At 65.2% G+C, this 18,784-nt stretch carries 19 protein-coding genes; 7 read left to right on the top strand and 12 right to left on the bottom strand.

Annotated elements, in window-relative coordinates:
• Nucleotide 1: 1 nt before the first annotated feature.
• Complete coding sequence (locus Q0844_RS14810; protein ID WP_299046302.1) at nucleotides 2-952, bottom strand: MBL fold metallo-hydrolase; 951 nt, start codon at nucleotides 950-952, stop codon at nucleotides 2-4.
• Nucleotides 953-1,045: 93 nt separating this feature from the next.
• The gene (gene hmgA / locus Q0844_RS14815) at nucleotides 1,046-2,401 is read right to left on the bottom strand and encodes a homogentisate 1,2-dioxygenase (protein ID WP_299046304.1); all 1,356 of its coding nucleotides are present in this window, start codon (nucleotides 2,399-2,401) and stop codon (nucleotides 1,046-1,048) included.
• 177 nt (nucleotides 2,402-2,578) lie between these two features.
• Between hmgA and Q0844_RS14820 the strand changes: the two genes are divergently transcribed.
• Nucleotides 2,579-2,959 (top strand): DUF983 domain-containing protein, encoded by a 381-nt coding sequence (locus Q0844_RS14820; protein WP_299046306.1) that lies wholly within the window; start codon nucleotides 2,579-2,581, stop codon nucleotides 2,957-2,959.
• Nucleotides 2,960-3,005: 46 nt separating this feature from the next.
• On the opposite strand, the gene Q0844_RS14825 is transcribed toward Q0844_RS14820, so the two are convergent.
• The 3 genes from Q0844_RS14825 to Q0844_RS14835 all read right to left on the bottom strand — a co-directional run bounded on the left by Q0844_RS14825 (nucleotide 3,006) and on the right by Q0844_RS14835 (nucleotide 5,306).
• On the bottom strand, nucleotides 3,006-3,527 hold the full coding sequence (locus tag Q0844_RS14825; RefSeq protein WP_366523011.1) for a GNAT family N-acetyltransferase: 522 nt from the start codon (nucleotides 3,525-3,527) through the stop codon (nucleotides 3,006-3,008).
• Between the two features lie 30 nt (nucleotides 3,528-3,557).
• Entirely contained in the window at nucleotides 3,558-4,016 is a 459-nt protein-coding gene (locus Q0844_RS14830; protein ID WP_299046308.1) for a DUF2267 domain-containing protein, read from the bottom strand.
• Between the two features lie 165 nt (nucleotides 4,017-4,181).
• The gene (locus Q0844_RS14835; RefSeq protein WP_299046310.1) at nucleotides 4,182-5,306 is read right to left on the bottom strand and encodes a zinc ABC transporter substrate-binding protein; all 1,125 of its coding nucleotides are present in this window, start codon (nucleotides 5,304-5,306) and stop codon (nucleotides 4,182-4,184) included.
• 77 nt (nucleotides 5,307-5,383) lie between these two features.
• Here Q0844_RS14835 and Q0844_RS14840 point away from each other — a divergent pair, with 77 nt between their 5' ends.
• The 5 genes from Q0844_RS14840 to Q0844_RS14860 all read left to right on the top strand — a co-directional run bounded on the left by Q0844_RS14840 (nucleotide 5,384) and on the right by Q0844_RS14860 (nucleotide 9,347).
• Nucleotides 5,384-5,881, top strand: a complete 498-nt coding sequence (locus tag Q0844_RS14840; RefSeq protein WP_299046312.1) for a transcriptional repressor — start codon at nucleotides 5,384-5,386, stop codon at nucleotides 5,879-5,881.
• Nucleotides 5,878-6,615 carry a metal ABC transporter ATP-binding protein gene (locus tag Q0844_RS14845; protein ID WP_299046315.1) on the top strand — a complete coding sequence of 246 codons (738 nt, stop codon included), beginning with the start codon at nucleotides 5,878-5,880 and terminating at the stop codon, nucleotides 6,613-6,615. The genes Q0844_RS14840 and Q0844_RS14845 overlap by 4 nt, the downstream gene beginning before the upstream one ends.
• Nucleotides 6,615-7,418 (top strand): metal ABC transporter permease, encoded by an 804-nt coding sequence (locus Q0844_RS14850; RefSeq protein ID WP_299046318.1) that lies wholly within the window; start codon nucleotides 6,615-6,617, stop codon nucleotides 7,416-7,418. The genes Q0844_RS14845 and Q0844_RS14850 overlap by 1 nt, the downstream gene beginning before the upstream one ends.
• Nucleotides 7,419-7,661: 243 nt before the next feature.
• Nucleotides 7,662-8,972: an NAD(P)/FAD-dependent oxidoreductase gene (locus tag Q0844_RS14855; protein WP_299046320.1), complete on the top strand. Its 1,311-nt coding sequence runs from the start codon at nucleotides 7,662-7,664 to the stop codon at nucleotides 8,970-8,972.
• Nucleotides 8,973-9,209: 237 nt separating this feature from the next.
• Nucleotides 9,210-9,347 carry an entericidin A/B family lipoprotein gene (locus Q0844_RS14860; RefSeq protein ID WP_299046322.1) on the top strand — a complete coding sequence of 46 codons (138 nt, stop codon included), beginning with the start codon at nucleotides 9,210-9,212 and terminating at the stop codon, nucleotides 9,345-9,347.
• A 70-nt stretch (nucleotides 9,348-9,417) separates the two neighbouring features.
• Here the strand turns inward: Q0844_RS14860 and Q0844_RS14865 are convergent, their stop codons facing one another.
• From Q0844_RS14865 to Q0844_RS14895, 7 genes are all read right to left on the bottom strand, one after another.
• Nucleotides 9,418-12,561 carry an efflux RND transporter permease subunit gene (locus Q0844_RS14865; protein WP_299046324.1) on the bottom strand — a complete coding sequence of 1,048 codons (3,144 nt, stop codon included), beginning with the start codon at nucleotides 12,559-12,561 and terminating at the stop codon, nucleotides 9,418-9,420.
• The gene (locus Q0844_RS14870; protein ID WP_299046327.1) at nucleotides 12,558-13,679 is read right to left on the bottom strand and encodes an efflux RND transporter periplasmic adaptor subunit; all 1,122 of its coding nucleotides are present in this window, start codon (nucleotides 13,677-13,679) and stop codon (nucleotides 12,558-12,560) included. The genes Q0844_RS14865 and Q0844_RS14870 overlap by 4 nt, the downstream gene beginning before the upstream one ends.
• Nucleotides 13,680-13,830: 151 nt before the next feature.
• Complete coding sequence (locus Q0844_RS14875; RefSeq protein WP_299046330.1) at nucleotides 13,831-14,397, bottom strand: type 1 glutamine amidotransferase domain-containing protein; 567 nt, start codon at nucleotides 14,395-14,397, stop codon at nucleotides 13,831-13,833.
• Nucleotides 14,398-14,537: 140 nt separating this feature from the next.
• Entirely contained in the window at nucleotides 14,538-15,425 is an 888-nt protein-coding gene (locus tag Q0844_RS14880) for an alpha/beta hydrolase fold domain-containing protein (RefSeq protein WP_299046334.1), read from the bottom strand.
• 11 nt (nucleotides 15,426-15,436) lie between these two features.
• The gene (locus Q0844_RS14885) at nucleotides 15,437-15,853 is read right to left on the bottom strand and encodes a sugar dehydrogenase complex small subunit (RefSeq protein WP_299046336.1); all 417 of its coding nucleotides are present in this window, start codon (nucleotides 15,851-15,853) and stop codon (nucleotides 15,437-15,439) included.
• On the bottom strand, nucleotides 15,846-16,499 hold the full coding sequence (locus Q0844_RS14890; RefSeq protein ID WP_299046337.1) for a c-type cytochrome: 654 nt from the start codon (nucleotides 16,497-16,499) through the stop codon (nucleotides 15,846-15,848). Before Q0844_RS14890 ends, Q0844_RS14885 begins: the two co-directional genes overlap by 8 nt.
• The gene (locus Q0844_RS14895) at nucleotides 16,496-18,115 is read right to left on the bottom strand and encodes a GMC family oxidoreductase (protein WP_299046339.1); all 1,620 of its coding nucleotides are present in this window, start codon (nucleotides 18,113-18,115) and stop codon (nucleotides 16,496-16,498) included. The genes Q0844_RS14890 and Q0844_RS14895 overlap by 4 nt, the downstream gene beginning before the upstream one ends.
• A gap of 136 nt (nucleotides 18,116-18,251) precedes the next feature.
• Here Q0844_RS14895 and Q0844_RS14900 point away from each other — a divergent pair, with 136 nt between their 5' ends.
• Nucleotides 18,252-18,611, top strand: coding sequence for a hypothetical protein (locus Q0844_RS14900; protein ID WP_299046341.1), 360 nt, complete (start codon nucleotides 18,252-18,254; stop codon nucleotides 18,609-18,611).
• The last annotated feature ends 173 nt before the right edge of the window (nucleotides 18,612-18,784 follow it).

Genomic DNA, 18,784 nt, shown 5'->3' on the forward strand with positions numbered 1-18,784 from the left:
ATCAGCCTTGCAGGGCGTCCCACATTTCGATGTCGCGCTGTGCGGTCCAGATCCGTGGGTGGGCAATTCCGCGCGCCTCGTCATAGGCGCGCGCGACGTTGAACGGCAGGCAGTGCTCGTAAATGGCATAATCCTTGAACTTGGGGTCGCATTCGGCGCGCACGGCATCCCATGCGTCCCTGAGGCTGCCACCGGACACAGCGACCCTGGCCGCGGGCCTGTAGGTGCTTTGAACGAAGTCGCGCGTGCTTTCGATCGCGCGCTCGACCGCCTCGCGCCCGATGAGGGCCCCGCCGCGCCCGGGGGCGATGGCGTCCGCCTCATAGGCCCGGATCGCATCCAGCGTCGTGCCCCAATCGGCAAAGTGACCGTCGCCGCAATAACATGCCGACCGGTCTTCGACGATGTCGCCGGTGAACAGCACGTTCTGGTCCGGCACATGCACCACCGCATCACCAGCCGTATGGGCCCGCCCGACATGTTTGATGTCCACACGCCGGTTGCCCAGATAGACGGTCATGCCGTGACTGAAGGTCGTGGTCGGATAGGTCAGGCCCGGAATGCTCTCATGCCCTTCGAACAGGCGGGGAAAGCGTTGGAATTCGCTGTCCCAATCCTCTTGCCCCCGTTCCATCACCATCGCGCGTGCGGCATCCGACATGATGATCTGTGACGCGCCAAAGGCCGACGCGCCCAGGACCCGGACGGCGTGGTAGTGGGTCAGGACCACATGGGTGATCGGCTTGTCCGTCACCTCGCGCACTTTCTCGATTACCTTGCTGGCCAGGCGGGGCGTGGCCTGTGCCTCGATGATCATCACGCTGTCATCGCCAATGATCACACCCGAATTCGGATCCCCCTCGGCGGTAAAGGCCCAAAGCCCCTTGCCGACCTCGTCAAAGGAAATCGTCTTTTCTGTCATGTCCCCCTGCGAGGCAAAAGCTTTTCCCATTCTACTCTCCCTTGATCGGGTCGTGGCCCGCATCGGTTGTTGTGTGGTGCCGTGCGGGCGCGCCGCGTGCAGTCGTGGCAGCCGCCGTGGTCGCTACTTCTTGCCGGGCGTGCCGTCGAATTTCTTGTCCAGTGACGCCCAGCAGTCGATGTAATCGTCCTGCAGCGGTGCCTCCTGCGCCGCGAATTGCGTCAGATGCTGCGGAAAGCGGGTTTCGAACATGAACGACATGGTCTGATCCAGCTTGTCCGGCCCCAGATTTGCGTTCGAGGCGCGTTCAAACGCATCCCGATCCGGACCATGAGGCAGCATCATGTTGTGCAGGCTCATTCCGCCGGGCACGAACCCCTGTGGTTTGGCATCATACTGGCCATAGATGTTGCCCATCAGTTCGGACATCACGTTCTTATGGTACCATGGCGGGCGGAACGTATCCTCGGCCACCAGCCAGCGTTCGCGAAACAGGACAAAGTCGATATTGGCCACACCCGGTTGCCCCGATGGCGCCGAGAGCACGGTAAAGATCGACGGATCGGGATGGTCGAACAGGATGGCGCCCACCGGGCAATAGGTCTTGAGGTCATATTTGCTGGGCGCGTAGTTGCCGTGCCATGCGACGACATCCAGCGGCGAATGCCCAATCCGTGTCTCGTGAAACTGACCGCACCACTTGACCGTGACGGTAGACGGAACATCGCGATCCTCGAAGGCGGCGACCGGGGTCTTGAAGTCGCGCGGGTTCGCCATGCAATTGGCCCCGATGGGGCCACGATCCGGCAGGTCGAATGCCTGGCCATAGTTTTCGCACACGAACCCGCGGCACGGACCCTCCAGGACCTCCACCCGGTACACCAGCCCGCGCGGGATGATCGCGATGTCCTGCGGGGCAACGTCGATCACGCCCAGCTCGGTGGCAAACCGCAGACGGCCCTGTTGCGGGACAACCAGTAATTCGCTGTCGGCCGAATAGAAATAGGCATCCACCATGCTGTCGGTGACAAGGTAGATATGGCTGGCCATGCCGACCTGTGTGTTGACGTCCCCCGCCGTGGTCATCGTCCGCATGCCGGTCAACCAGGTCAGCGGCGCGCCCGTGTGTTCGACCGGGTCCCAACGGTACTGGCCCAGCGACACGATCCCGCCCACGACATGCGGGGCCGTTTTCCAATGCGGCAGGTCTATTTGGTTGAACCGATGCGTGTGCTTGACAGATGGCCTGATCCGGTAACACCAGGTCCGTTCCGGGCCGGGTTGTGTAAAGGCCGTCCCCGACAGTTGTTCACCATAAAGCCCGTAGTTGCACTTTTGCGGGCTGTTCATGCCCTGCGGCAATGCACCCGGCAGGGCTTCGGTCTCGAAATCGTTGGCCCAGCCGGGCATGTACCCCTCGTGGGTGCCGGTCATGTTCGGCGCGCGCTTCAGTCCGGAAATCAACACATCCTGATTCATGGTTCAGCCCTTTCTGTCGGTCTTCCCTATTAGTTGGATTTGTAACTAACAACTGAAAACCGGGCTGTACCTATGCCGGGGACAGGATGTTCTACATGCAATCATTTCCATAAATTGATTGCATACAATCCTTCCGGTCATATATGCACTGCACGTGTCTTGCGATGGAGATGTGCGATGACCGATGTTGCCAGCACCGCGCCAGCCGAGCGGGCGCTCAAACCCGCCCTGTTCAACGGTATGCGCCTGAAATGCCCAAAATGCGGACGCGGCCGCCTGCTGCATTCCTATCTGAAGGTGAACGAACACTGCGACACGTGCCAAGAGGACCTGCGCCCGCAGCGTGCCGATGATGGCCCCGCCTACCTGACCATCCTGCTTGTCGGCCACATCATGGGCTTTGTCCTGCACTTTGCGTACACGGCGTTCCGCCCCGAACCGCTGACACTGGCCCTTGTGCTGTCGGCGGTCGCGGTGGCATCGACACTGTTCCTGTTGCCCCGGATGAAGGGGCTTGTTGTTGCCTATCAATGGTCAAAACGGATGCACGGATTCTAGGTCGGGCGGTGTCGTTCGGCGGCGACTGGCAGGCATCCGGTTTCCGCTATCGCGGCGTCTCAAGCCGGTACTTCAGAAAGTCGCAGCCGTCATGGCGCACGCGTCCGACAAACGCAGCGCCCAGTCGCTCCAAAGCCTTCAGTCGGGTACGTGACGGCGGCAACAGGAACGTGACGAACGGAATGCGCTGGTCCGCCCGCGCGCAGGCCATCGCCAGATGTGCGATCCGTATGCCAAGCCCGAAGGCGTCCGGCTTCAAGACCAGTCCAAAGTCCCATTCGGCACCCTCTTTCTGAAAGCCTCCCCACCCGACATAGGCGCCACCCGCCAGAAAGGCCCAGTGGCCGAGGCCGTCGCGCTGCCAAAATGCCTCTTTCATGTCCACAAACCGTTTGGCCTTGGCGTGGTCCCACGCCGACGTCAGCAAGGGCATGTGCGCGGCCACGCGCGGGTCGGACATATGGGCGGCAATCTCGTCACAGGACACCGTCGACAGCCGCGCAAAAGTGATCGTGGCGCTCATCGCCTTGCCCGGTCGCGCAGAGTGATCATCACGCAGGGGCGACATCGCGGCACCTTCGTCCTTTGGCCGTGGGCGTCAGACAATACGCTGTTCCAGTTCCCTGGGGTCATCGACCCTGGCGGTCCAGAACTGCACCGCTCCGTCCGGCAACTGATCCAGGACACGGTCAAGGCTGCGTTGATCGACATGGCGGCGCAGGGCCCAGGCCGTGGCCTCGATGGCATTGTCCGGCGTCAGATTGTGATCCTTGCGCACGCGCTGCGCCTCGCGGGTCAGCTGTTCAAGGCTGGCAAAGGGAACGGGCGCCGCCTCGGGGTTCCAGCGATATACGAAGATGGCACGCGGAACAGATGGCAGCACATCGGCAAACATCATCACCTGTGTCGGCGTCAGCCGTCGCCGGAACACCTGAAACACGGCATCAACGGCGGTATAGGTGCTGTTGTCCGACACCAGGCTCATCCGCTCCTTGGCATCGCCAAGAAAGGACCGAAACTCCCTTGTCGCATGGCGATAGGTCCAGGGCATCGGCATGGCACGGCATCCTTTTACGATTTGGTCAGACGCGGGCAGGCGCAGACGCATATCAATCTAGGAAGCAGGCAGCGCGTTTACCACATATATGGGCCCGGCAACCACACCGTCGACCCATTGGCGCACCGGCACCGAACAGGTGCCGGTCACGACATGCCCGGGGTGTCAGAGACACTCGGCCAGGGTGGTGGCCATGTTTCTGATCAGCTGTGGATACAGGGCCGCGCCGGGTTCAAGGGCGGCCCCCAACGGATCGATGATCGCGGTATTGGCTTCGGTTCCGTCCAGAATGGTCTCGACCAGCCCGGCATTGAACTGCGGCTCTGCCAGAACGCAATCCACACCCTCTTCGCGAATGCGGCCCTGCACCTCGGCCACGCGCGCCGGGCTTGGATCAGACGCATCGCTCAGCGAAATCGCACCGGACGCGGGAAAATCGAAATCCACCTCGAAATACTGGTATGCGTCGTGGAACACGACAAAGCTTCCGCCGCGGACGGGATCAAGCGTCGCAGTCACCTCGGCAGCCAGTGCCTGCATGTCCTCCCGGGCGGCGGCTGCATTTGCAAAATAGCGGCCCGCGTTGTCGGGATCCGCCGCCGACAATTGCGCGGCAATGACATTCAGCCACGCGCCGGCATTCCGGGGGGACAGCCAGGCATGCGGATCATGCGCCCCGTGATCGTGCCCCGCATGATCGTCGTGCCCATGGTCGTCATGGCCGTGATCGTCGTGCTCGGCGTGTTTCTCGTCACCATGATCATCATGGGCATGGTCATCGTGGTTCGCGTGATCTTCATCGCCGTGATCGTCATGGCCATGGTCATCGTGTCCATCCGCGTCATGCTCTGCATGCTTTTCTTCACCATGGTCGTCGTGGCCGTGGTCATCATGGCCCGCGTGATCTTCATCGCCGTGATCATGCGCCTCGAACAACGCGCCTTCGCGGAAATCCAGAAGGGTCGTTCCATCCGCCTCCAGCAGGCTGGTCACCGCCGCGCCCGTCGCCAGCGTGTCGACTGCGCCCTCCATCCAGGGCGTCAGATCCTCGCCGATCCAGAACACAAGATCGGCATTCTGCAGGGCAGCGGCCTCGGACGGGCGCAAGCTGTATGCATGTGGGGATGCGCCGGGTTGAACAATCAGGTCCGGCACGCCGACACCCTCCATGACCCGGGCCACAAGCGAATGTACCGGCGCAATATCAACGGCAACACGCGGCACCTCAGCCATGGCTGTTCCACCCATCAACATGGCGACAACAGAGAGGGACATGCGCGATCTGGACATTGTGATACCTATGTGATTTTATAACGTTTGTCGCTACATAAATGATATATAATAACATGACAAGAGGCCTCCGACCCATGTCCGCAGACGGTGCGACCCCCATCGGCTTTGAAAAACACGACCACAGGGCCTGTGTCGCCCAGGGCCTGGCCGAAGCAGAGGCACGCTGTGCCGAAAGCGGGCTGCGCCTGACACCGGTGCGGCGCAAGGTGCTGGAACTCCTGCTTCAGGAACACCGCGCGCTTGGGGCCTATGCGATTCTGGACATGCTGGGCGACGCAGGCTTCGGGTCACAGCCGCCGGTCGCCTATCGCGCGCTGGACTTTTTGGCCGAACACGGCTTCGTTCACAAGATCGAACGGTTGAATGCCTTCGTCGCCTGCACGCATCCCGGCGAAACCCATTCGCCCGCGTTCATGATCTGCCGCCTGTGCGACGCCGTTGCCGAAGCGCAATCGCCGCCCGCAAAAGGCGCGCTTGGGGCGGCGGCGCGCGCAGTCGGGTTCCAGATCGAAAAGACAGTCATCGAAGCCGAAGGCATCTGCCCGGCCTGCGTGAACAAGGTCGACGTATGAACCTGATCACCGTGAACGCCCTGAGCGTCGCCTACGGCGCAAACACCGTGCTGCACGATGTGGACCTGTGCGTGAAACCGGGCGAAATCGTCACCATCGTCGGCCCGAACGGATCAGGCAAGACCAGCCTGCTGCGCGCCGTTATTGGCGCCACCCGACCGACACGCGGCACGATCGCGCTGAAAGACGGGCTGAAGATCGGCTATGTGCCGCAGCGCCTGCATATCGATCCGACCCTGCCCATCACCGTGGACCGGTTCATGCGCCTGACGGGCCGTGTGTCCAGATCCGCCTGCCGCGCGGCCCTGGACCGTGCGGGCGTGCCGGATCTGGAAAAACGGCAGATGTCGCACCTGTCCGGCGGCCAGTTTCAGCGTGTGCTTTTGGCGCGCGCGCTGATCAATCAGCCGGACATATTGCTGCTGGACGAGGCGACGCAGGGACTGGACCAGCGTGGGTCGGCGGCCTTTTACCAGCAGATCGAACAGGTCCGGCGCGATACCGGCTGTGCCGTCTTGATGATCAGCCACGAATTGCACGTCGTCATGAGCGCCTCGGACCGGGTCGTCTGCCTGAACGGGCATGTCTGCTGCGAAGGCACCCCGGCCGTTGTCGCGTCCGCGCCCGAATATCGCGCGCTGTTCGGAACCGGGACCGGCGGCGCGCTGGCGCTGTACCGTCACGAACATGACCACGGCCATGATCACCCGCACAGCCACGAGGCCGCCGAATAATGCTGGATGACTTCATGACCCGCGCGACCCTGGCCGGGGTCGGTGTGGCCTTTGCCGCCGCGCCCCTGGGCTGCTTTGTGGTCTGGCGCCGGATGGCCTATTTCGGGGATGCAACGGCGCATGCCGCCATCCTGGGCGTCGCCTTGTCCCTGGCGTTCGAGATGTCGATCTTTCCCGGCGCACTGGCCGTGGCATTGGCCATGGCGCTCATCGTGACGGTTCTGGCCGGGCGCGGCTATGCCATGGACACGCTGTTGGGCGTGCTTGCACATTCCGCCCTCGCCTTTGGCCTTGTGGCGGTGTCCTTCCTGTCGGGCATCCGGATCGACCTCATGGCGTACCTGTTTGGCGATATCCTGGCCGTGTCCCGCACCGACCTTGTGGTGATCTGGGGCGGTGCGGCGATGGTAATGGGGCTGATCGCCTGGCGGTGGTCATCGCTGCTGACCTCGACCCTGAACGAGGAACTGGCATATGCCAGTGGCCTTGACCCAAAGCGGGAACAGCTGATCCTGACCGTGTCACTTGCCATCACCGTGGCCGTCGCAATCAAGGTTGTGGGCGTTTTGCTGATCGCGGCGATGCTGATCATCCCTGCGGCGGCGGCCCGCGGTCTGGCGCGCACCCCCGAGGCGATGGCCTTCATCGCAGCCGGGATCGGCGCACTCTCTGCCGTTGCCGGTTTACAGGGCGCGTATCTGTTCGACACCCCGGCGGGGCCATCCATCGTCTGTGTGGCCGCCGCGTCGTTTGCACTGCTGAACCTGATCGGCTGGCGCAGCCAGGGCGGGCACACGCGCTAGCGTATCACGTCATGACCCGGGCAAGGGCACCCGCCGGGTGCCCCCGGACGCGGCAGGGCATCACGGGTCCCGCCATATGCACATCCCCTGTCCGCAGCCGCGCCTGAATGGCGCCTGACACCTTTGAACCACCAGCAGGCGGGACAGGCCCGACCCCCTGGCATGGAACTGAACCTGAACCTCATGGGTTGATGCAGGCGTGCCGACACAATCGGCGCACGCCCCAGACTTCGGAGCACCGGCATGACCCAGACCACCTTCCACAGCATCGTCATAGGCGGCGGATCCGGGGGGCTTTCGTTTGCGCGCACGGCGGCGGGACTGGGGGCACAGGTCCTGCTGGTGGAACAGGAAGACCTGGGCGGCACCTGCGTGAACCGGGGCTGCGTCCCGAAAAAGATCCTGTGGTCCGCGGGCCGGATGCAGCGCGCACTGGCAGCGGCCCACACGACCGGCATCCTTGGCCCGGCGGCGATGGATTTCCAAACGCTGGCCACCCGCCGCGACACGCACATCGCCGGCATCCGGGACGGGTTCGAGGAGTCCCTGGCACAGGACGGCGTCACCCTTGTCCGCGGCCGGGCGCAGGTTGACGGCACATGCGTGCGCGTGAACGACACGACTTACACCGCGGAAAACGTTGTCATCGCCACCGGCGCACGCCCCACGCCGCTGGACATCGAAGGCTCCGAACATCTGAGCGACAGCCGCGATGTCCTGTCCTGGACATCCCGGCCCGCGCGCATCCTGATCGTGGGGGCCGGGTATATCGGGTGCGAGTTTGCGGCGATCTTTGCCGCCATGGGCAGCGACATCACACTTGTGCAGGACGGGACCACGATCCTTGATACCTTCCCCCCTTCCCTGGCCCAGCATGTGCAAAACATCTTCGAACACGACGGCATCGCCCTGCACATGGGCTCGGGCCTCACTGCGGTTCACCGCACGGATACGGGCCTGCGCTGCACACTTGCCGGTGGCGCGCAGGTCGAGACTGATGCCGTCATCGCCGCCGTGGGCCGTACACCCAACACCGACACGCTCGGGCCGCTGTCGGATGACCTGGCCTGTGCCGACAGCGGGGCCGCGCAGGTGGATGACTGGCTTGCCACGAACGTGGCGGGTGTCCATGCCCTGGGCGATGCGGCGGACCGGATGCCGCTGACCCCGGTGGCCACGTCGGACGGGCGGCAACTGGCCCACATGCTGCACGGTGATGGCGGGGCCCTGATCGATCTGGACAACGTCACCACAACCGCCTTTGTCTACCCGCCTGCGGCCTTCATCGGCACGGCAGACGGATCGCCCCGGACCGACACGTTCCGCACCCTGTCGGACAGTGTCCTTGGTCCGGCGAACGGCCCTGAGCCACAGGTCTTCCGGCTCGGCTTTGACACGGGCGGCACCCTGACCGGGGCCGAGATCGCGGCAGAGCATGCCGAGGATCTGATCGCCCTTCTGGCGTCCCTGCGCCGGTCCGGGGCGAAGGCCAGCGATCTGGACCGCATCGCGCCCATCCATCCGTCATTCGTCGAAGAGTTCACCGGCGGCTGACCCCTGCACGCGTCCTCCCGAGGACACGGTCAGCAACAGCGCCAAGGCTGCAGATCACCGCGTTGCCACGGGCATCCGCTGCGGCGCTGGGGGCCATGTCCCGAAGACAGCACACCGCGGCCCGGTGGTATTGCGCACGCATTCAGGAACCGATCGGCCCTCAAGACGTTGGTGGACCATACACGCGCTCCAATCGCCCTCGCGGCGAACAGCGCCCGTCACGAAAGGATAAACCCCATGAAACTCCACATACTTGCCCTTTTCTCGGTGCTCGCTCTTGCTGCCTGCGAAACGGCGGACGGCTTCGGCCGCGACGTCCAGGCCGGTGGTGAAGCCATCTCTGATGTCTCGAACGACGTCCAGCAAGAGCTTTGACCGCGCGCCAGTGATCCTGCCCCGCCCGTGCGCCGTGATGACACGGGCGGACGGGCCAACCGAACCCGCGCTACTGCGCGGGTTTCGACCTTTTCAGACCCCTCAGAAAACCCGGTAGCCTGACCTGCGCCAGCCGATCCTGCAGCATCAGCATCGCAGGTGACAGCACCAGCGTCAGCACCGTCGCGACGGTCAGACCGCCGACGATGGCGCTGGACAGTTCGGTCCACCACTGCGTCGACGGCGCGCCATAGACAACCTCGCGCGTGAAGAAATCCAGCTTCACCCCGATCACCATGGGCATCAGCCCAAGCGCGGTGGTGATGGATGTCAGCACCACAGGCCGCAGACGCTGCGCGCCGGTGCGCAATGCCGCCTCCAGCGACTGTACCCCCTGCCGTTTCAGATCGTTGTAGGTGTCGATCAGCACGATGTTGTTGTTCACCACGATCCCCGCCAACGCGATCACCCCGATGCCACCCATCACGATGCCAAAGGGGCGGCCCGTGACCAGCAGGCCCAGCAGAACCCCGGCAATGGAGAAGATGATGGCGCTCATCACGATGGCCGCCTGAAAGAAGGAATTGAACTGGATCACCAGGATCAGGACCATCAGCACAAGGGCCGCGACAAAGGCGCTGCTCAGGAACTGCATCGCGTCCTGCTGGTCCTGTGCCTCACCGGCAAAGGAATAGGTGACACCGTCCGGCAGGTCCGCCCCCTCAAGGGCACCGCGCAGCGCGCTGATCTGTTCGGCCACCAGCACGCCCGGCGCCACGTCCGCCTCGATCGTGACGACGCGCGCCTCGTCAATGCGGCGGATGGTGCCGACGCGCTCGGAGGGCACGAAGGTCACGAAGTTCGAAATCGGCACCAGCCCCGAGGGCGTCGGCACGCGCAACGTGTTCAACTCGGCCAGCGACCGTTCCTCGCGCGGGAAGCGGACGCGGATGTCCAGCTCTCCGTCCGTGTCGTCGGGGCGATAATCCGTGACGGTGATCCCTTGGGTCAGAAGCTGCACCGCCTGCCCCAGCAGGCTGACATCCGCGCCATAGCGCGCGGCCTCGGACCGGTTGACCTGGATCGACACCTCGACCCCCGGCAGGGGCCGCGTGTCGGACACGTCCGTAAAGCCGCCGATCTCGTCCATCAGGGTCATCACGGTCTCGACCGCGGCGGCCTGCTTGTCGGGGCTGCGGGTGCGCAGTTGCAGGTTGATGGGCTTGCCCTGGTTGGGTCCGTTGCTGGCGGTCTGCACCTCGATATCGATGCCGGGGATTTCGCTCAGGTCGGCGCGCAGATCCGCGCCCAGTTCCGCGGCGGTGCGCCGTTCGTCCCAGTCGATCAGGTCCAGCTGGATGACGCCGATCGTATCCTCGTCCTGCCGCCCCTCGGCCAGTTGCGCGCGGGCATAGACCGTCTCGACCTCGTTATAGCCCTGCATGCGTGCCTCGACCGCGCGCACCAGCGCGTCGCGTTCCCAGATCGACAGGTTGTCGCGGGCGCGCAGTTCCACGCGCATGAACTCGGGCTCGATCTCGGGAAAGAACGACACGCCGCGCCCGAATTCGGCATAGGCGGCAAAGGTCGCGACCAGCAGGCCAACGGCACACAGCAACGTCGTGCCGGGGCGCAGGATCGCCCATTCCAGCACCCGCACATAGGCCCCCGTGGCCCCGCCGATGTCGCGCGGATCGCCCAGTTCGGCGGCGTGCAGCACCGCCTTGCCGCGCGCGCTTTGCGGCTGACGCTTGCCGATCACGCCGCCCACCACAGGGATAAAGATCAGCGCCATGAACAGCGACGCAAACAGCGTCAGGATCACGGTGATGGGCAGGAATTTCATGAACTCGCCCGTCGTGCCCGTCCAGAACAGCAGCGGAAAGAACACCGACAGCGTGGTCGCGGTGGACGCGATGATGGGCCACGCCATGCGCTTTGCGCCAAAGGCATAGGCCGCGCGCCGGTCCATCCCCTCCTGCAACTTGCGGTCGGCCAGTTCGACCGTGACGATGGCCCCGTCGACCAGCATCCCCACGACAAGGATCAGGGCAAAGAGCACAATCACGTTCATCGTGTAATCGAACGCCCACAGCGCGATGACGCCCGACAGGAACGCACCGGGAATGGCCAGCCCCACAAGGATCGCGGGCCGCAGGCCAAGGGCAAAGACCACGACGACCATGACCAGGATGACCGCTGCGATCACATTCGCCTCAAGGTCCGACAACAGGGTTTCCACCTGTTCGCTCTGGTCCTGAAGATACGTCACCTGCACCGCATCGGGCCAGTCCTGCGACAGCGCGTCGATCCGCGCCTTCACCTGCGCGATGGTGTCGATGATGTTGGCGCCCGACCGCTTGGTCACTTCCAGCGACAGCGCGGGCTGGCCGTCGATCCGGGCAAAGCTGTCGGGGTCCTCGAACGTGCGGCGCACGGTGGCCACATCGCCAAAGGTCACGACCGCATCGCCGCGCACCTTGACAGGCATGTCCATCACATCCTCGACGTTCTGGATCAGGCCCGGCACCTTCAGCACGATGCGCCCGCCGCCCGTCTGGATCGCACCGGCGGCAATCAGGCGGTTGTTGCGCTGGATCTGGCCCACGATCTCGTCAAAGCTGAGGTTGTAGGTCTGGAACACCGTCGGGTCGATCAGCACCTCAAGGAATTCGTCCCGCTGCCCGCCGATGTCGATCTCCAGCACGCCGGGAAGCGCCTCAAGCTCGTCCTGCACGGTGTCGGCAATGTCGTTCAGCGCCCGTTCCGGCAGCGGACCGGACAGCACGATGGTGATGATGGGAAAAAGGCTCGTGTTGATCTCGACAATCGTCAGGTCGCGCGCATCCTCGGGCAGTTCGCTTTCGACGCGGTCGGCGGCCTCGCGCACCTTGTCGAGCGCGTCGTCGATGTCGCCGCCTGCGGTAAACTCAAGCTGCACGTTGGCAAAGCCCTGCCCCGCCTGCGCCGTCATCTTTTCGAGGTTCTCGAGCGCGCCGAATTCGGTTTCCATCGGCTTGACCAGCAGGTCCTCGGCATCTGCGGGGCTGATGCCGTCAAGGCCGGTGGTGACAAAGACCAGCGGCAGCGGCACCTCGGGGTTCGCCTCTTTCGGGATCGCGACATAGGCATAGGCGCCCACGGCCAGAATGGCGACAAGCGCCATGATCACCACGCGGGTGCGGGAAAAGGCGGCGTCGATCACCGCGTTCATCCGCTTGTGCCCTGCGCATCGGGTTCCGGCCGCGTGCGCACCGGTTCGCCATCCTGGACAAAGCCCTGGCCGATGGTGATCAACTCCACCTCGTCCGGCAGGCCCGTGACCCACAGGCCGTCCACCTCGGCGCGCGCGATCTCGACCTTGTGGAACACGACCGCGCCGTCCGCGACCGTCTTGACCCCGATCTCTCCGGCGGCGTTCAGCGACACGATGGAGGGTGCCACGAAATGCGCGCGTTCCTGCCCGTTGGGAATGCGGATTTCGGCCGAGATGCCAGCGGGAATGTCGCCATTTTCATTGGGCACGACGACTTCGGCCAGAAAGGTGCGCGTCTCGGACGCGGCGGACGATCCGACAAAGGCCACCCGCCCGTCGCGTTCCTGTCCGGTGATGAACGTCACGCGCGCTGTTTCGGCATCGCGCAGCCCGGCCAGCATCTGCTGCGGCACCTGAAGCGAGACGGTCAGGGGGCGGTTGTCGACGATGCGGCCCACCTCGGACCCGGCGGTGACATATTCGCCGGGATCGACGTTGAACTGTTCCAGCCGCCCGTCAAAGGGGGCTTCGATCCGGGCGGCGTCCAGCGCCTCTTCGGCGTTGGTGCGGGCGGCACGGGCGGCGGCCAGCGTGGCGCGCGCCTGCGACACGCGGTCCACCGTGGCCACACCCCGGTCCAGCAACTCGACGGCATTGTTGAATTCGCGGTCGGCGCGGTCGAATTCCTCTTCCGCGCGGCTCAGATCGGCCTGCAGGCGCGTCGTGGACAGCCGGGCAAGGATTTCGCCCGCCACGACATCACTGCCCTTTTCAACCAACACTTCGGCCACCTCGCCCGAGATTTCGGCGCGGATCATCGTCTCGCGGTCGGGTTCGGCCTGCCCCTCGCCTCGGAAATAAAGGGTGACGTCCTCGGCCCGGGACGGGCGCGTTGCGACGGACACCGCCTCGGCCTCGGTCTCGGTATTTGTGCTTTCGGACGTGTCGTCGGCGGGCCAGATAAATCCGCTGCCCATCCACAGAACGGCGGCAATCGTGATACCCGCCGCGATCCAGGCAGAACGCCCCGAGCCGGCATCATCCTCGAACTCCAGTGATGTGCGGTCCTCGCTCATGAATGTGCGGGGGCGCAGGGACGGGTATGAGGAAATGTCATGGCGGCGGCTCTCCTACGTGTGAAAGCGCAACGCGCCTGCTTGGTGCAAGTTCCATGCACGTTTGGCAGCTGGGCACCCGCCCAGGATGATGGCGGGAGCCCTATCCGGTCTATTGCGCAGCGACGTTGCGCTGGTGTTCGCCCTCTTTCACCTCTTCCAGGATCTTGGCCACGAAGGCGTCGATGTCATCCGGATTGCGCGAGGTGATGATGCCGTTCGAGATGGCGACCTGGCTGTCGACCACGTTGGCCCCGGCATTGCGCAAGTCGGTGCGGATGGACGGATAGGCCGTCATCTCGCACCCTTCGACCACGCCCGCCTCGATCAGAAGCCACGGGGCGTGGCAGATGGCGGCGACGATCTTGTTGCCTGCCACGAAGTCGCGCACAAGCTGCACGGCCGTTTCATCGGTGCGCAGGATATCGGGGTTGATCTGCCCACCCGGCAGGACCAGCGCGATGTAGTCATCGACGGTCACGTCGCTGATCTTGAGGTCGGCCTCGACCGTGTCGCCCCAATCGCCACCGTCCCAGCCGGTGATCGCCTCGCCATCGGGCGTTGCGACATGGACCGTGGCCCCGGCATCGGCAAGTTGCTGTTTCGGCCCCGTCAGTTCGGACTGTTCGAACCCGTTGGTGGACATGATCAGGATCTTCGCGTTCTCTACGGCAGGCATCTTTGTCTCCTTTTTAGGTATCTGTCGGGTCAACCGATCCGCAGCGGGTGGGGTTCCACAGGCAGCGCGCGGAAAATGCCGGGATCGGCGGTTATGCGCCGTGCCGCGCGCATGCGCGTGGTGCACCGTCTTCGCCCGGATCAGGAACCGGGATCGCGGCCAATCGCGTCCGCATCGGCGGTCAGGAATGCCGCGATGCGCCGCAGGGTCATGTCCGCCGCACGCAGCCGCCCCGGCCAAAGCGGCCACAGGTGCCACAGACCGCCGGGCATATCGGCACTGACGTTATGTCCGGCATGGGCCAGCGCCTGCATCAACAGGACGCTGTCGCCAAACAGCACCTCGTCCGGGGATGCGGTGACAAGGGTGCGCGGCAGGGCCGAAAGGTCCGCCAGAATGGGCGAGGCGTCGGGATCGTCCGGGGCCAGATCGGGCATCGCCATCCGCGCCAGACGCGCGTCATCGGCGTCGCTGTTCATCAGGTCGCTGTCGGAATTGGCCGCGCGGGTCCAGCTGCGCCCCGTGCGGTCGGTGTTGGGCGAGATCAGGGCCAGCGCGTGCACCCGCCCCGCGCGCCGCCGCGCGACGGCAAGGGCAAGGTGCCCCCCGGCGCTGTCGCCCACAAGGGCCACGGGACCCGGCAGCGCGTCCAGCACGGCGCAGGCATCCTCCAGCGGGGCAGGCCAGGGATGTTCGGGGGCAAGCCGGTAGTCGGGCACATAGACGGCGCAGCCGCTGACATGGGCCAGCGCATCAGCCGCCCGGGCGTGGGTGTGCGGCCCGCCAAAGACATAGCCACCACCGTGCAGCCACATCACCGCGGGCCCGTCCCCGTGCCGCACGCACGGCACGCCCGCAATCGTGGCAGGGTGTCCTGCGGGCCCGGCACCGACAAGCTGTGCAAAGCGGGCGCGCATCTGTACGGGCGGCCCCGTGACGGGTGCCACGTGCAGCCGTTCGGCGATGGCCGTGCGCAGGCGTTGCCCGTTGGCAACGTGGCGCAACGCGTTGTAATCAATGCTGTTCATGTCGTGCCGGGTTACGTGATTCGGGGCTTTTCGGCCCAATAGGCCGGCACGCCGCCGCAATAGCTGGGCACGTTCACGCTGTCCTCGATCGCGGCATACATCAGCGCGTCGGCATAGGCGAAGCGTTCCATGTCGCCGTCGCGCGGCATGTGCCGCCCGGTATAAAGCGCCCTGAGCACCGTCTTGGTCACCGCGTCTGCCGCACCGTGCCCTTCGGCAAAGGCGGTGGCCTGCATGTCGTCCAGGACGCCGCGCGCGCCCGTCAGCAGGCTACGCGGCACCGGGTCAAAGCCGGACAGGGCGCGGGCGCGGGCGGCGAAATCCTCGAATGTCGGCGCGGCTTGCGCCCATGCCTGGCCGGGGATCAGGGCGGCGGCGGACACGCCCGCCAGAAAGCTGCGGCGCGATGTGGGATATGGGTCAACCATCGGTGTCGTCCTCCTGCGTCTGGTCGGTCTCCGGACCCCAGGCGGCGTAGTAGTCCGCCAGCGCGGTGATCTCGTCCTCGGTCAGTTCGGCGGCATAGGCGCGCATCCGGCCCATCGGGTCAGAGCGGCGCGTGCCGTCGGCATAGGCGCGCAACTGGCGGGCGATATAGGGCGCGGGGTGGCCGTGCAGGCGCGGCGACAGGCGCGCACGGTCATTAGGGTCCAGCGCGTGGCAGCTGGCGCAGGACGGCAGGCCGCGCGACCAGTCGCCCTCCATGACCAGCGTTTCGGCCTCGGCAAACGCACCGGGCGATGCATTGAACGTCAGCTCCGGTACAGGCGCATCGGCGTACATGCGCGCCATGGCCCCTGCCCCGTCCCCCAGTGCCGTGGCCGTGGCCTGCATCTGCGGGTGCTGGCGCAGCCCTTGGCGATAGGCCCAAAGCTGGCGGTCGAGATAGCGCACCGATTGGCCGTTGAGGTTGGGATAGGGCGACGGCGCCCGCGCCATGTCGCCTGCGTTCCGGTCTGGCCCGACCGTGTGGCAGGCGGAGCAGTTCAGTAGCACGTCCGCCCCCTGCCCGCCCGCCTGCGGCGCGAGGGTCAGGGACAGGACGGCGGCGGCGATCAGGGAGATATGTCTCATGGCCGCGCCTCCGCTGCGATGCTGTCGCCGATGCGCAGGGCAAGGGCGGCGATGGTCAGGGTCACGTTCACGCTGGACACCGACGGAAAGGTCGACGAGGACGCGATCCACAGGTTCGGGTGATCATGGGTGCGGCACTCGCTGTCCACCACGCTGTCGGACGGGTCGTCGCCCATGATCGTGGCCCCGGTGATGTGGTTGTTGGGGGCATAGCCGTCATTATGCGACACGCTGCCCGGCGCGGCCCCCATTGCCTCGGCAATCTTTTCGACGCGCGCACGGGTATCAGCCGCGGCGCGGTGCACGTAATCGTCGATGTTGTAGCGGATTTCCGGGCGCGGCAGGCCAAGCGCGTCGGTCAACCCTTCGGTCGAGGGGACGATGCGGTTGGCGGGGTCCGGCAGCTGTTCATTGAAGCTGGTGATCACCTGCGCGCGGGCCGTGCGGTGGCGGATCGCGTCGCGCAAGGCGGTGCCGGTCAGCCCTTCGTCGATGGCGTCCTCTGTCACACCGGCCACGGGGTTCATGTTCAGGATCATCAGCTTGCGTGCGGCCATGTCCGACCGCCACGGACCGTCGCGCAGGTTCGTGATGGCCGACAGCACGTTCGGCCCGCGCCCGGGCCAGAGCGGCTCGGCGCTTTGGAACGCGCTGGCGGTGCCGGGGTGGTCCATCAGGTTGCGACCCACCATATCCGACGCGTTGCCGACCCCGTCGGGGGCGTTTTCCTGTGTCGACATCAGCAGGATCTTCGGCCCCTCGATGCCGTTGGCGGCCAGAACGAAGCGTGACGCCTCGATGCGGAATTCGGACCGGTCGGGCTTGAGATACCGGGCGGCGGTGATGCGTCCGTCTGCGTCGACCTCAAGGTGATGGACAACCGCATCCGTGATCAGCTCCGCCCCGGCGGCCTGCGCCTTTTCCACGGACATGTTGCCGGAATACTGTGCCCCGATGGGACAGATCGGCATGCAATTGGCGTTGCCGCAGCAAGGCGGGCGGTCGTCATAGACCTGCTGGTTGTTGCGCGCCTGCGGGGCTTGGATGTGATCATAACCCAGCGCCGACAGTTTTTCGTTGAACGCACTGTCCATATAGGAAAACGGGGCCGGTCCCATGGGATACGGTTTGGACCGTGGAGCATCATAGGGCGCGTTTTCCGGCCCGGCGACGCCCATTTCCTCTTCGGCCATCTGGTACCACGGTTCGATGTCGTCATAGCTGATCGGCCAGTCGCGTCCGACGCCATAAAGGGTCTTCAGCTTCATGTCGTTGGGCAGATACCGCCATGTGGCGGCCGCCCAGTGCCAGGTCGTGCCACCCACGACGCGGATATATTGCTGGTCGTAGGGGTATGGCCCCTTCTGGATCAGGTAGTCATCCGTGCGCACCGTCTGCGGTTGCGGCGCGTGGGGGACGACGGGATAGGGCGACATCATCGTCTGCTCGGGCGCGTTTCGAAACCGGTTGACCAGGTCGCCGCGCGCCACGACGGGACCGTCGCAGATGATGGTGACACGCAGGCCCGCCTCGGCCGCGCGCTTGGCCACCAGACCACCGGCGACGCCTGCGCCAATGACCACGAGATCGGGGGTTTGGGGAAGTGTGGTGGTCATGGCGTCTCCGATGCTGGACATGAAAGCAACGCAGGCCGCCGGTCGGTGGTTCCGCACGGATGCCCGGAACCGACCGCGCCCCTTGGGGGTTGATCTGTTGACCCCGCAGCGACGACAGCACAAAGGACCCCGTTCAATGGCACAGGACCCCGCCCGCAAACCCCGCCCCAAGGCCGACCCCGTCGACCCGACGGATCATGCACACAACGCCGACACCGATCAGGGCGTGCATCCCGCCGCTGCCCCGCTGGGCACGGATGAAGAGGCCGGGCGCCGCGCGCCACGACCCGGAGCGGGCATGCAGAGCGAGACTGTCCATACCATCGACAGCCAGGGCGAAGTGCGTGCGGGCCCCGGGGATGCCGGATTGCAGGACGCCCCGCGCGTGCTGGATGACCCAAGCGACAAACCCGCCCGCAGCGGCAAGGGCCTGTTCATCGCCGCCCTGGTGGTGGGCCCGCTGTTTCTGATCCTGTTGTGGGTTCTTGCATCGTAATCCGGTCCAGGACAGCGGCGCATCCCGGCGCCCTGTCCGGCGACGGCCCTTTGTGCCGCGACATCCGCGGCGGCCTTTGCCAATGCGCACCTATGTTCACCTACGCCTCGGTCCAGGTCTTTCGGCGCCCGCACCGCACTTGCGTCTGACCTGCCAGGTGTCGATTCCCTAAG

Source organism: uncultured Tateyamaria sp. (assembly GCF_947503465.1).
GTDB lineage: Bacteria > Pseudomonadota > Alphaproteobacteria > Rhodobacterales > Rhodobacteraceae > Tateyamaria.